The sequence below is a fragment of the Marinobacter lipolyticus SM19 genome (assembly GCF_000397065.2).
Taxonomy (GTDB): domain Bacteria; phylum Pseudomonadota; class Gammaproteobacteria; order Pseudomonadales; family Oleiphilaceae; genus Marinobacter; species Marinobacter lipolyticus.
This window is the reverse complement of sequence record NZ_KE007327.1, coordinates 41273-53788: the sequence shown is the minus strand read 5'-3', so window position 1 is coordinate 53788 and position 12516 is coordinate 41273. Positions and strand designations below refer to the sequence as shown.

The 12516-nt window shown below is 58.0% G+C and carries 13 protein-coding genes; 5 read left to right on the top strand and 8 right to left on the bottom strand.

The window, feature by feature from the left end; all coding sequences use genetic code 11:
- Window position 1: 1 nt before the first annotated feature.
- The 5 genes from MARLIPOL_RS14855 to MARLIPOL_RS14835 are packed head-to-tail and all read right to left on the bottom strand — an operon-like array spanning window position 2 to window position 3968.
- Window positions 2–1198, bottom strand: a complete 1197-nt coding sequence (locus tag MARLIPOL_RS14855; RefSeq protein ID WP_012139064.1) for an AAA family ATPase — start codon at window positions 1196–1198, stop codon at window positions 2–4.
- A 4-nt stretch (window positions 1199–1202) separates the two neighbouring features.
- The gene (locus MARLIPOL_RS14850; protein WP_012139063.1) at window positions 1203–2378 is read right to left on the bottom strand and encodes a type II and III secretion system protein family protein; all 1176 of its coding nucleotides are present in this window, start codon (window positions 2376–2378) and stop codon (window positions 1203–1205) included.
- Window positions 2368–3228, bottom strand: coding sequence for a Flp pilus assembly protein CpaB (cpaB, locus tag MARLIPOL_RS14845; RefSeq protein ID WP_012139062.1), 861 nt, complete (start codon window positions 3226–3228; stop codon window positions 2368–2370). Before cpaB ends, MARLIPOL_RS14850 begins: the two co-directional genes overlap by 11 nt.
- Window positions 3229–3253: 25 nt before the next feature.
- Window positions 3254–3694, bottom strand: a complete 441-nt coding sequence (locus MARLIPOL_RS14840) for a TadE/TadG family type IV pilus assembly protein (RefSeq protein ID WP_036191977.1) — start codon at window positions 3692–3694, stop codon at window positions 3254–3256.
- Window positions 3695–3734: 40 nt separating this feature from the next.
- Entirely contained in the window at window positions 3735–3968 is a 234-nt protein-coding gene (locus MARLIPOL_RS14835) for a hypothetical protein (protein WP_012139060.1), read from the bottom strand.
- A gap of 360 nt (window positions 3969–4328) precedes the next feature.
- Here MARLIPOL_RS14835 and MARLIPOL_RS14830 point away from each other — a divergent pair, with 360 nt between their 5' ends.
- From MARLIPOL_RS14830 to MARLIPOL_RS14810, 5 genes are all read left to right on the top strand, one after another.
- A complete protein-coding gene (locus MARLIPOL_RS14830) occupies window positions 4329–4808 on the top strand; it encodes a DUF6231 family protein (RefSeq protein WP_012139059.1) in 480 nt (159 codons plus the stop codon).
- Window positions 4809–4844: 36 nt separating this feature from the next.
- A complete protein-coding gene (locus MARLIPOL_RS14825; RefSeq protein ID WP_012139058.1) occupies window positions 4845–5264 on the top strand; it encodes a YkvA family protein in 420 nt (139 codons plus the stop codon).
- Between the two features lie 67 nt (window positions 5265–5331).
- Window positions 5332–6102, top strand: coding sequence for a MotA/TolQ/ExbB proton channel family protein (locus MARLIPOL_RS14820; RefSeq protein WP_012139057.1), 771 nt, complete (start codon window positions 5332–5334; stop codon window positions 6100–6102).
- A gap of 2 nt (window positions 6103–6104) precedes the next feature.
- The gene (locus tag MARLIPOL_RS14815; RefSeq protein WP_012139056.1) at window positions 6105–7022 is read left to right on the top strand and encodes a flagellar motor protein MotB; all 918 of its coding nucleotides are present in this window, start codon (window positions 6105–6107) and stop codon (window positions 7020–7022) included.
- A 215-nt stretch (window positions 7023–7237) separates the two neighbouring features.
- The gene (locus MARLIPOL_RS14810) at window positions 7238–8446 is read left to right on the top strand and encodes an ammonium transporter (protein ID WP_012139055.1); all 1209 of its coding nucleotides are present in this window, start codon (window positions 7238–7240) and stop codon (window positions 8444–8446) included.
- Window positions 8447–8456: 10 nt separating this feature from the next.
- On the opposite strand, the gene MARLIPOL_RS14805 is transcribed toward MARLIPOL_RS14810, so the two are convergent.
- Genes MARLIPOL_RS14805 through MARLIPOL_RS14795 form a run of 3 tightly spaced genes read right to left on the bottom strand, consistent with a single transcriptional unit; the run spans window position 8457 to window position 12504 of the window.
- The gene (locus MARLIPOL_RS14805) at window positions 8457–9512 is read right to left on the bottom strand and encodes a lipocalin-like domain-containing protein (RefSeq protein ID WP_012139054.1); all 1056 of its coding nucleotides are present in this window, start codon (window positions 9510–9512) and stop codon (window positions 8457–8459) included.
- A 32-nt stretch (window positions 9513–9544) separates the two neighbouring features.
- Window positions 9545–11818 (bottom strand): FtsX-like permease family protein, encoded by a 2274-nt coding sequence (locus MARLIPOL_RS14800; RefSeq protein ID WP_012139053.1) that lies wholly within the window; start codon window positions 11816–11818, stop codon window positions 9545–9547.
- An 8-nt stretch (window positions 11819–11826) separates the two neighbouring features.
- Window positions 11827–12504, bottom strand: a complete 678-nt coding sequence (locus MARLIPOL_RS14795) for an ABC transporter ATP-binding protein (RefSeq protein ID WP_012139052.1) — start codon at window positions 12502–12504, stop codon at window positions 11827–11829.
- Window positions 12505–12516: the final 12 nt, after the last annotated feature.

Here is a 12516-nt window from a genome sequence, read left to right as displayed (position 1 = left end):
CTTATCCAATCCGCAATAACTTGCGTCGCACGGCGACTTGATCGTTCCTGTTTTCATCCGCTCCGTAGCGTTTGAGAAGTGCTTCCAGCTGTTTCTGATACGGGCTTCTTTGGGGCAGTTTGTGCAACGGCAACCCCGCATTGATCGACATCAGCCGGTTGTTCCAGTCCAGTGGCAGGCTTCCCATATAATCGATGCCCACCGCTCGCTCGATTTCACCAATCGCCGGGGAGCCCTTCTTCTCATAGCAATCCAGCACCAGCGATTTTCGACAGTCACGGGCAAGATGTTCACGCCAACCATCCAGTTGCCGGCGCGCTTCGTGGGCCTGCTCAACAATAGGCTGAATCACCACCACCAGATCCTTGGCATGCAGACCGACCGCACTGATCCAGAAATCCGCAACGACTGGATCCACGTTGACAACAATGTTATCGAACATGCTCATCAGCTGGCTGACGGCGATAAACAGATCTGCGTTACGATCGTCACTGAGGGCTTCAGGCGACAGCTTGCCCGACAGCAGGCGGAGATTAGGGGCGTATTCCTCCAATGCGGTCTCAATCATTGCCTGATCAAGCGATTCCGGATTCTGTAGAAGGCTTTCCAGGGTCACCCTGTTATTACTGTCCAGATAAAATGCGTGCCGGTCCGTCGCCGAGGTGTCCAGTGCGAGAATCCGGGCGTTCGGGAACAGTTTATTGGTGGTGAATGCCAGGTTCTGTGCGAAAAATCGAGTATCAACCACCGCACTGGAACTGGTAACCAGGGTAATTTTCTTCCGCCCTTCTGACGTACGGGTGCCGGTGGTGGCGCGCTCGGGCGACACGTGAAGAAATTGCTGGATTCGTGTCCTGATTTCCTCGCCATCACTACTGGCGATGAAGCAATCCCGGGCACCTGCCCGCATGCTCCGCAGGAGAAAGTCCTGGCTCACCCTGCGAGTCAGGGATACGACCGCCAGGTCATTACGGGATTTAGTCAGGGCACTGATGATCCTCAGGGCTTTCTCGGCATCGTTTTCATCCGCTGCCACCATCACAAAGCGACTGCCAGTGGCCTCTACCAGCCTGCTGACACGGGAAAGGTCGGAAGAAGCAACAAACTCCACAGGCCACATACCGTCCAGAGTGCGCTCAAGCCATGTCCTGATACCAATGTCATCCGCCACACAAACAAGAATGTCGTCTCTGTTCATAGGATCACCAGCTCAGTCCGTGTTTGATGGGGCGTTCACCTGGGCTGGAATCAGTCGCCATGTCCAGCCAGCCCGTACTGCTGTGATGATAGTCCCGAGCGATGGTTTCCAGCTTGCCATTGCCCTGCTTGCCGGGGCTGACCAGATGCGGGGTCACCACCATGATGAGTTCGCGATCTTCCCGCGCCACCCGATCGGAACGAAACAGCGCACCTAAAACCGGTAGATTGCCGAGCCCGGGAATCCGGTCACTGTTGTTAAAGGTATTACGGCTCACCAGCCCACTGATAATGAACGTTTCCCCAGGCGCCATGGCAACGGTGGTTTCCGTACGTCGCACCCGCAAGCCGGGAATGGTAATGCCACCAGTGGTCACACCGGCGGTGTCATCCAGATCACTGACCTCCGGCGCCACTTTTAAAATGATCTGGTTTTCACCCACCACCGTCGGTGTCAGGCTCAGACTGACGCCGAACTGTTTGAACTCCACCTGTATCCCGTTATCGTCACTACGCACCGGAATCGGGAACTCCCCGCCGGAGAGAAAGGTGGCGCTTTGGCCGCTCAATGTGACCAGCGAAGGCTCCGCCAGCGTGTAGGCAAAACCGCCGGACTCAAGGGCATTGAGAATACTCAGGGAGCTGTTTCCAAACCGGAAAAAATTGAAACCGTTGGTTGCAATGCCCATCGCACCACCGAATCCAGGCACCACCGAGTCCGGTGCAGCAAAAGAGGCACCGAGACGTCCGCTGTCGAACAGTTTGGAGTAGTACATCCCCAATTCATTCAGCTCATTGCGGTTAACCTCAACAATACGGATATCGGTCTGCACCTGAGTCCCGAAGGGCAGCCTGGCGCCAAGAGTCGACGCAACAACGACCGGGGAGCGCAAAGGTTCCGAACGACCCTTGAGCCAAACCGACAAAATGGCCGCACCCTGCGACTTTGCGGTTACCAACAGTTCCCTGTCGCCGGACACCGATACTGCCGCCACCTCCGGGTCAGACGTTGCAACCTTGGCCAGGGTATCCGCAAAGCTCAGTACCTTCTGCTCCCCCGTACCCAATGTGACCGGAGTGCCATCCGCCATTTCTTCGCCCTGGGCCGCTGCCGGCAGGACACCTGCCAGGCTGCCCAACAACACTGCCGTGAGCCATAGGGCGATCGGTTTACCGTACATACACACTCCTTGATTCGGATCCTTCGAATACCTGTACGCGGGTGGAAGGTGGGGGTGTTGCGCGCCGGGCTGGCGCTGGCTTGGGCGGCTCGGGGAAAAGATCTTCCAGGTAGACCGGTTTCACTTCCGGCTCTTTACCCTCTGTCGCGGCTTCCGATGCGGCCACCTGTTTCGGGGCAAGTGCCACCAGTTGGAGCTTGCCTTCACTGGACGCCAACAACAGGCGCGAAACCTCACCTTCGGGCACCGACAAGACAACGGTGTTGTTGCGCCGGGAATCGTTTTCCTCCCCCGCTTCACCGTTGTACGGAACCCCCTTGACCGCCAGCACCAAGACGTTCCCCAGCACCTTCAGGGCAGCAGGTTTGTCTTTGTCCGATCGGCGAAAGGAGGCCGTCACATCAACCCGGTCACCGGGGCGCAACAACCCCCCCACGCCCGAAACATCGTCCACGGCAACGGCCATCGCCTGATGTCCTTGCGGTACCAGAGTTTCCAGCACGCTGTCAGTTCGGAGGTTCGCTTTTGTCAGCATCTGGCCTGCCGAAAGGGCGGTTTTGATGGGTTGGCCATAGGGGGCATCGTCGGCACGAATGGCGTCGGGTACGGGATCTGAAGAGGCAACCGACGTAAAGCCCTCTTCCTCCATGACATCGCCGGGGGACAGGCCCTGACGGGCGACAAGATATCGATACTCCGGGGCAAACGGCATCTGCTCAGGCTGAGACACCTGGGTTTGCTGGGGTTTGGCAGGCTGATCCGTTGTCGACAGCAGACCAACGATAGCAAGGCCCAATGCAACGAGTGCCAACACCGTCGCCGGCAACGCGTAAATCAGTCTTTTATTCATTGTTGTTGTGCCTTAGTCATCCAAACTAGAAGGCCATGGTTGCTTCCGCACTCATTGTGTCAGGCATGGGCGGAAACTTTCCCAGAAACCCGAACGTCAATTGAGGAACCATGGGCTCGGTCTTATTGTCACGGGAGAGGGTGCAGCTCAGGAAATCGCCTGAACCATCCACCTGACATTCATTGCCGGTAATTTCCACTCCGGCCCTCAGGCGTTGGGATTTCGACGCCCAACCTTGTGCCAGCGCCGTGTTGGCAATGGTGGCAACCTGACCCGAAAGATCATCTGCCGTATAACGGGTACGATCCACCCGCAGAGCAGCCGAGGCAGCCTGATCCACCACGCTCTGCATCTCATACTTCCCGAAAAACAGAATGCCGTAGGCCGCCGCCCCGTAGAGCATGGCGACGACCATGGGGAAGAGCAGCAAAAACTCCAGAGCAACTGCCCCACGACTATTTCGCATAAATAGTGCCTCGCCCCCGCACGGTCACGAAAACTCGGTCTTAAGTACCACTTCCTGCGGAAGCTGCATCAGTGAAGAGGTCAGTGAAGGCTTGAACCACCTGAGCCCCAACGCCTGAAGTGGCGAGCAGGGTGAGAATTCCGATTAATGCCGCGGCCAGAACAATATATTCAAGCGCAGAGGCACCTTTCTGTTTGGATTTCAGCGGCAACTTCCTGGTCTGGAGATTGGCGGCAATACGTGTGGACATGTTGTTGATCCTTTGGATGCTCATGGCAAACTCCTTCGCATGGCTTGTTGTATGACTTAAACGTAGTTCAAATGCCGCCATCAAAGCGACAGGTTTTGTTTTGCTTTTTGTTACTGATAGTCAGGCTTTTTTTCTGCCGTCAATTGACCCAGCTCATAAAAACACTCTTCAGGACCGAGCCAAAAGTCGATTACGTCACACCACATTAACACCGCGCCACCCATTAAAATATTGCCTTTAAAGACAAGTAAACTGGCCATATCGGCCAATAATCACACGGCCCGAAAGCCTCCTGAATCCGGCCTGAGCCTACGCCCCCCCTGACATTGCCGACCACCAGCCGCAAATGGGATACTGATCCTCAAATCCTATCCGGATCGCTTTATGACAACGCCTCATCAAGCTGTTGCAAGAATTATCGATACCACTCAACCACAAACTCTGCTGGTTTGCGGGGTGCTGGCTGAGGAAGCGGGCAGGCACTGGCAGTTACATAATAAACACAGCCACTTAACAACACTGACAGAAACCTCGCTTAATGACGCATTCCCACTTCCCGAAATTCAGGATCTGGCACTGGTGACCGACGTTCTGGAGCAACTTCCCCGAGCTCAGGGCGAGATGCTCCTGGGTCAGTTGAGAAATTACGGCACCCACCAGATTGCCGTCGTGATCGAGCCCGATCACGGCTGGAGCTTCACCGACTTTATTGCCCTGGGCTTTCGGCGGCAGGCAGAGCTGGAGAACGATGGTGCGCCTTCAACGCTCTACACCTACAATATCGACACTTACAATCACAAACGGGCGTGGAACAACCCGGACAACTGGGCCAACCCGGAGATGTGGGGCAAGGCCTGGTGGTGACCATCCCGGACCCTATCCATGACAGGATCAGACACGATGCCGCTGTTTACCGAGAAGAATGCAGAAAAGCAGTTAAATGCAGAGGCAGACAAGGTCCACCGCGACGACCTTGAAAGCCTGCTGGTCCGTCAATGCGCCATAGAAGAAAAAGTAAAAGGCAGCGGCAAACTGAATCGCTTCAGCGCCGACATCAAGCTTATGTTTGCCATGATACGGGACTACTGGAACGGCAATTATCGCGATGTGCCGTGGAAAAGTATTGCCGCCATTGCCGGAGCCCTCATATATGTGCTGAATCCGCTGGATGTTATCCCGGACCTGCTGTTTGGCATTGGTTTTCTGGACGATGCCGGTGTCGTGGCCCTGTGCCTGAAGCTGGTGGAATCGGACCTTCATCGCTATGCCGCCTGGAAAGAACATCAGGAAGAGAGAGAAAGTGCACCTCAATCGAATTGATTAAATTCTGATCTGAAGGTAATCTCCCCCCTCGTTTTCCGGCACTGCAATCACATCTGGAGTTACTGTGGATTTCGCCACTCTTATTGGTCTTGTTGGCGCCATTTTGCTGATCGCCTCTGCAGTGATTCTCGGCGTTTCCCCATCCGTTTTTATAAATCCGGCCTCCCTGCTGATCGTTGTTGGCGGCACGTTGCTGGTGGTACTTGCCAAATTCAGCTTTGCCCAGTTTTTAGGGGCCTTCAAGGCCGCCGCCAGAGCCTTCAAATTCAAGTTGCCGGAAACTCAGGCCAGCATTGAAGAACTGGTGGACATCAGCAACGTGGCGCGGAAAGAGGGCGTTCTTGGTCTCGAAGGCCGAGAGCTCAGCAGTCCCTTTCTAAGCCAGGGCATCCAGATGCTGGTTGATGGCCAGGATGGCGACACCATCAAGCAACTCCTGAACAAGGAGCGCTTGATGACGCTCGACCACAACCGCTCCGGGGCCAAGGTCTTTACCGCCATGGCGGACGTCGCTCCGGCCATGGGCATGATCGGCACCCTGATTGGTCTGGTGCAGATGCTCTCGAATATGGAAGATCCGAAATCCATCGGCCCAGCGATGGCCGTTGCCCTTCTGACCACACTTTATGGCGCCATGATCGCAACCATGATCGCCACCCCCATCGCGGACAAGCTGTCTCTGCGGATGACGGAAGAGGCGCGGATGCAGTCCCTGTATATCGATGCACTCGTCGCCATTAAGGCTGGCACCAATCCGCGCATCGTTGAACAGCTACTCTCCAGCTACCTCCCACCCAAGGAGCGCGAGAAACTGGCTGAGGCAGAGGGCACTTAGTCATGGATGAGTTACCGGAAGAGGAGAAACCGGGCATCCCGGCCTGGGTTGTCACCTTTGCGGACCTCATGTCCCTGTTGATGTGTTTCTTTGTTCTACTGCTCTCGTTCTCGGAAATCGATGCCCAGAAGTTCAAACAGATAGCCGGTGAACTGTCCAAAGCCTTCGGTGTTCAGCGCGAAGTCCCGGTTCTCGAAATTCCCCAGGGCACCAGCCCCATTTTCGACAAGTTTTCCCCCGCCCCGCCGGAACCAACGGTGGTCAATGAAGTAAAGCAGACCACGACCGATGAACAGCCGGAGCTCCAAACCCTGAAAAGCCCAACCGACGTGGCTGTGGAATCTGCCATTCAGGATCAGATGCAGGAATCCATGGACCAGATTCTCGACGTGTTGGGGCCAGCCATTGCGGACGGACGCATCAATGTCAGCCAGGACCAGCGACGCATTGTGATCCGGGTCGAAGAGAAAGGCTCTTTCCCGTCAGGGTCTGCCCAACTGACTTACGAATTCGAGGGTCTCTTGCTGGAAATGGCGGAGATTCTGGCCGATATTCCGGGCAATCTGACCATCGAAGGTCACACGGACAACGTCCCGATCCGAACAGACCGCTTTTACAGCAACTGGGACCTCTCGGCGGCCAGGGCAGCCGCTGTCGCGAACGTGCTGCTGGCCCGTGATTACGTGCAGTCGACCAGGCTGGCCGTGACGGGGCTTGCGGATACGGAGCCGAGAGTGCCGAATACCTCCTCTGACAACCGCGCCAGGAATCGTCGGGTAGAAATTATCATCGATCTCTCCGAGCCCATGCAGGAGCATGAAGTTCGCCTGCGGGAACTCATAGAGTCCGCCTCCCGAGACCAGGAAACGACTCTCGGAATCGAGTCTGACAACACGCCATCGAACGACATCAACTGGTAAGGCACGCCAGACCAGATTGGTGCGCCAACCCCAAAAATGCACAGCAATAGTGCAATTGTGGTTAGCTTCACCCTGGCGCGGATGCCAAATAATCCCGCAACCCCCTTATCGCTCTAAAAATGCATCGTTTTGGAACAGCTCTTGCTTCTGATGCACCCCATCAATGCACACAGGCCCGACAGAGGCCGAAAACATAACATCAGGAGAGAAAACCCGTGGACATCACGAGTGCAGTACACACCCTGACCGAAAGCGCCAACACGCTGTTCATACTCATCGGCGCCATTATGGTGCTGGCCATGCACGCCGGCTTTGCCTTTCTGGAAGTGGGTACCGTAAGACACAAGAACCAGGTCAACGCCCTGGTCAAGATCATGACCGACTTCGGCATCTCTGCCGTCGCCTATTTCTTCATCGGCTACTACATCGCCTACGGCAGCCACTTCATGGCCGGCGCTTCGGAACTGACCGCCGCCAACGGCTACGATCTGGTGAAGTTCTTCTTCCTGATGACCTTCGCCGCCGCGATTCCCGCCATCGTCTCCGGCGGCATTGCCGAGCGGGCGAAGTTCTACCCCATGCTGATTGCTTCCGGCCTGATCGTGGCCTTTGTCTATCCGTTCTTTGAAGGACTGATCTGGAATGGCAACTATGGCTTCCAGGCCTGGCTGGAGACCCAGTTTGGTGCAGGTTTCCACGACTTTGCCGGCTCTGTTGTGGTGCACGCCGTGGGTGGCTGGATCGCCCTGGCCGCCGTCCTGCTGCTTGGCGCCCGGAATGGACGTTATCGCAATGGTCGCGTAGTCGCTTTTGCACCGTCCAATATCCCGTTCCTGGCCCTCGGCGCCTGGATTCTGACCGTGGGTTGGTTCGGTTTTAACGTGATGTCCGCACAAACCCTGGACGGCATCAGCGGCCTGGTGGCGGTCAACAGCCTGATGGCCATGGTTGGTGGCGTACTGGTCGCCATGCTGGTCGGTAAAAAGGACCCGGGCTTTATCCATAACGGCCCGCTGGCCGGTCTGGTCGCCGTGTGTGCCGGTTCAGATCTGATGCACCCGGTCGGTGCGCTGGTGACCGGCGGTGTTGCCGGGGCCGTCTTCGTGTACCTGTTCGAATGGGCCCAGGCCAAAATCGAGCGCCTGGATGATGTATTGGGTGTGTGGCCGCTGCACGGTGTGTGTGGCGTCTGGGGTGCGATCGCTGCCGGCATCTTTGGCCAGGAAGCCCTGGGTGGACTGGGAGGCGTCAGCCTCATGTCCCAGATTGTTGGCTCCGTCGCCGGCGTTCTGATTGCCTTCGTGGGCGGCTTGATTGTCTACGGTGTGATTAACGCGATTGCCGGGCTCCGCCTGACCCAGGAAGAAGAGTTCAACGGCGCGGACGTGAGCATCCACAAGATCGGCGCCACCTCAATGGACTGAAGCCTGCCGGCTAGTACCCGGTCAGCTCCATGTAGCCCTCACCCTGATGGCTGCCGGTGACGCTGACCGGGCTTTCCCAGTAAGGGAATAAACCGTCGTTCCAGTACTGCCCCTGTGGCGCCATCACATTGAAATCAGCCTGTCGCCCGGGAATGCGAATATGCCACTGTGCCGGTATGTTGCCCTCAGCAGTGTCGCGATGCTCTACAACCTCCAGCGTCATCGTATCGGCCCCTAGCGGAATGACCTCCCGTTCCGGCGTCACCCAGGTGCCTGACAGGAAATCCCCACCCGCCTCGCGCAAGCGGAACATCATCAGCTTGTCTCCAGACTCCAGATGCAGAGCAAACCAGTCCCAGCCCTGTTGACCGGCTTTCAGAAACTGGCTGCTCCATTCCCGGTCGAACCAACCCTGCCCTGACACCCCAAAGGTTTCACCGTCGAGCGTCACCTCACCTTCAATGGCCAGATCCACCAGACTGAAGTACATCGAGCCTTCGCCACTGGCGGATTTGGGGCTGAAACCGTCGTCACCATGGGCAACCGGCTCCCCCTCAATCGTCACTCGCAGGTCGTATGACCAGCCGTCACCACTGACCTGCAGCCGCCAGCGCCCGTCGCCCTCCACCCGCATATGCCAATCGTCGAGCCAGACCTCAAAGGGCTCCGCCGTCGCCCCAGCCTGCCCGATGCCACCCCGGGCCAGTTTTTCGGAGAACCAGTGCTGCCCTTGAAAGGATACTGCCGCGTGGGCCATCCAGGCCGCGTCCAGGGGCCAACTGTCTGGTTCAGGCTCAGGTTCGCCGGGATCGCGTGCTTCCAGAGCCTGGCGGAACTGGGTCCACTGCAGACCAAGCGGTTCCCCCTGCTCGGTGGTGAGATTGGCAGTCAGGTACCACCATTCGATGCGGTGTCGTGGGTGAGGCCCGAAATCCTCGGGGAACCGCAACCGATGCCCTGGTGCCGGCTGAGCGAAGACATCCTCATCTACCTGTTCGGCCAGGCCTGCAAACCCAGCGGATTCCGGAGTTTCCGAACACGCCGTCAGGCCAAGGACCAAGGCCATCAAGCCCCATCGAAGCGGTTGAAAACAACACGTCATCGCTCACCCCCACCTGAGACATTGGCCACGACCGGGGCCGCCACCCCAGCTCCGAGCTGTCGGCGCATCAGCACAGCAATCGCAAGGCCAATTACCAGGCACAGCACCAACATTTCCAGCCAGAATCCGGGATATACTGCCATCGGCAGAGACCAGCCAAACGCCAGTGGATTGATGCGACTGACCAGTGTCCACGTCAGCCATACCCCCAATGGCAGGGCCGCCACAGCAACCGCACCGGTCAGGCACATGGCCAGCCACCGCAGCTGGCCTGCCGCTTCCCGACGTGACAGCCCCCAGACAAACAACAACCGGTAGTACCGGGCCCGCGTGGTAAAAAACACCCACCCCATGACCAGTAGCGACGTTCCCGCCAGCACCAACGTCAACACTGTAATGGCGCGGGTAATCAGGAAGGTCTGATCAAACACTCCCGAGGCCAGGGACCGAATACTGCCGTTATCCCGGACCGTCAGTTGGTCGATATTCCAGACAGTCGCCAGGCCCTGCTCGATCTCCGCCATGGCCAATGTACCGGGGTTCAGGGACAGGCTTTGAAAGCGGGTGTTGAAGGTCTCCGGTAAAATTTTCCCCGCAACCAGGATCTCTCCGTCTGGACGACCATAATCCGCGTACACACCGACCACTGGCAGCGCCAGGGTTTGCTCTCCGAGGACAAAACCGATTGGGTCGCCAGGCTGATACCCCTGACGTCGCGCCAGTTGTTCATTCACCATCACGCCCTGGCCGGCAGCCAGCTTTTCCCAGGCATCCGGTGTGGCATCAAGCAATGTCCAGCCCGTGACCAATGGCCCGATTGGAGAGATTGAAAACAAGTCGACTTCCACAGAAGTCGCAGCATCGTCGCCTGCCATTTCCGGCACCACGTGTGTTTTACCTCGCTGAACGAGATGCCAGTCACCCAGCCCTGACAGACCTGCAAGGTAACGGACCCCGTCCGCCGCTGCGGATTGCTCAGGCACTTCCACATAGAATTCGGCCTCCAGACGCTGGCCCAGCCAACGCTCGAAGGTGTCCTCGAACGTCGTCACCAAAGCCTGGATTGCCAGCACCATGGCCACGGCAAACTGCAGCGCCACTACTGGCAGGGCCAGGCGACGGAACAGTACCGCCAACTCCCGCCGTTGCCATAGCGTGATTGCACCCGCGCCCTCGGCGCGCCATTGCGCGACGAAAGAGAGCACTCGTGGCGTCAGCAACCCCACAGCCACAAACACCAGGGCAATACCTACATACAGCCAACCAAGAGTAAACGGCCAGGCAACCATTGCCAGGCCCAGCCCGAGGGCAGGCACACCGAACCACAACACCGACTGTCTTCCCGATATCCATGGCAACCTCCGCAACAGCCATCTATCGGCAAAGCACGCCAACAACACCACGGTCACCATGACCAGTGCGGGCAGGACAAAGCCATCACCACCCACTGCGTACAGAGGCGCATCAAACAGGCTTTCCAGAACCTGGCCAAAGCTGCCACCGAGCATTTCCGCCAACAACCGCCCCAGCCAGATCCCGGGGATCACGCAGACCGACGTCAGCACAACCATCTCAATCAGCAACAGGACCTGAACCCGGGCAGCGGGCACGCCAAAGCGCCCCAGCAACGCAAAACTCTCGCGACGCTGCACTAACCCCAACTGGTAGACGCTGCGCACCAGAAGCGCCGTTATCAGCAACACCAGAACCCCGAGGGCATCCAGATTCAACAGGAAGCTCTCTCCCAGTTCGCCGGTAGCCGGCCCCATCGAGAAGTCCTTCAGGCGGTAGTCAGCAGGAACAGCATCAGCTTCGACATCTACTGGCACCAGAAGAGAAAGAGCCCCGTCACTGCCCTGACGAACCATCGCCTTCGCCTCAGCGATATCGAGGAAAGGCGTCCCGTTCAGCGCATCCACTCCGGCCTGACCGGGCGCCTCGGTCCCGAAACAGGCGCTTGCGAACGGATCCACACCAATCACACGCCCTTCCGGCGGCGGCCGCTGGACCTCCAGCCAGGGCATCACACACAATCCCTGACGCCGCAAATAGGCGAAATCCTGCACGGACAACGCCTGCCCATCCTCCCGCACCAGCTGTTGCTGACCGGCTATAGCCCGCTCACTCTGGGCAAGGCTGGCCCGTGCGTGGTCGGTAAGATGGCTGACGCCGGTCCACAACATGGTTGCCAACACAATCATCAACGCCAGTGCCAGCAGTTGCAGCGGGTGACGGCGATAATGGCTGAGCAGAGCGGAGAAAACGGTCATTGGCTGCCTCAGGTTTCGGGCAGATGCCCGAGGTCCAGATGGTGGCTGCACCGGGTAGCCAGTTCGGCATCGTGGGTAGCCAGGATCAATCCGCAGCCGTGACGGGACTGAAGATCAAAGAGTTGTCCAGTGACGTCTTCAGCGGTATGGCGATCCAGGCTGCCAGTGGGCTCATCGGCGAGGATCAGGGCCGGGTTCATGGCAAACACCATGGCCAGGGCAGCGCGCTGGCGCTGACCACCGGACACCTGGTCCGGAAAGCGGCCGGCAAGCTCACCAATCCGCAGACGCTCGAGCCAGTCCCTGCAGTCATCCTCATTCTGTCCCGCCAGCCCTGCCCGCAGGCGGACATTGTCCAGCAACGACAGGGCGGGCATCAGGTTCGCTTCCTGGAACACCACGCCGATCTGCTGCCGGCGCAAGTTCGCCCAGCGGGCTTCAGTCTGACGATCAGTATTATTTCCTTCAAAAACCTCGTCGAGCACCTGCACGCTGCCGGTGTCAGGCTGCTCCAGACCACACAGGATATTGAGCAAGGTACTTTTTCCGGACCCCGAACGGCCGGTCAGGGCCAGTGACTCGCCCCGATCCAGTTGCAGGGAGAGATTACGGAACACCGACACCGGCTGATTGCCGCTGCGGAACTGCTTGTTCAGGCCTCGGGCCGTAAGCAAGGATGCCACCATGTATTTCCCGTC

What these genes read in the sequence shown, in the direction of transcription:
- MARLIPOL_RS14840 (WP_036191977.1), bottom strand. Translation starts at nt 3,694, where the DNA reads ATGCGAAATAGTCGTGGGGCAGTTGCTCTGGAGTTTTTGCTGCTCTTC.
- MARLIPOL_RS14815 (WP_012139056.1), top strand. Translation starts at nt 6,105, where the DNA reads ATGGATGAGTTACCGGAAGAGGAGAAACCGGGCATCCCGGCCTGGGTT.
- MARLIPOL_RS14805 (WP_012139054.1), bottom strand. Translation starts at nt 9,512, where the DNA reads ATGGCCTTGGTCCTTGGCCTGACGGCGTGTTCGGAAACTCCGGAATCC.
- MARLIPOL_RS14835 (WP_012139060.1), bottom strand. Translation starts at nt 3,968, where the DNA reads ATGAGCATCCAAAGGATCAACAACATGTCCACACGTATTGCCGCCAAT.
- MARLIPOL_RS14850 (WP_012139063.1), bottom strand. Translation starts at nt 2,378, where the DNA reads ATGTACGGTAAACCGATCGCCCTATGGCTCACGGCAGTGTTGTTGGGC.
- MARLIPOL_RS14825 (WP_012139058.1), top strand. Translation starts at nt 4,845, where the DNA reads ATGCCGCTGTTTACCGAGAAGAATGCAGAAAAGCAGTTAAATGCAGAG.
- cpaB (WP_012139062.1), bottom strand. Translation starts at nt 3,228, where the DNA reads ATGAATAAAAGACTGATTTACGCGTTGCCGGCGACGGTGTTGGCACTC.
- MARLIPOL_RS14855 (WP_012139064.1), bottom strand. Translation starts at nt 1,198, where the DNA reads ATGAACAGAGACGACATTCTTGTTTGTGTGGCGGATGACATTGGTATC.
- MARLIPOL_RS14795 (WP_012139052.1), bottom strand. Translation starts at nt 12,504, where the DNA reads ATGGTGGCATCCTTGCTTACGGCCCGAGGCCTGAACAAGCAGTTCCGC.
- MARLIPOL_RS14830 (WP_012139059.1), top strand. Translation starts at nt 4,329, where the DNA reads ATGACAACGCCTCATCAAGCTGTTGCAAGAATTATCGATACCACTCAA.
- MARLIPOL_RS14800 (WP_012139053.1), bottom strand. Translation starts at nt 11,818, where the DNA reads ATGACCGTTTTCTCCGCTCTGCTCAGCCATTATCGCCGTCACCCGCTG.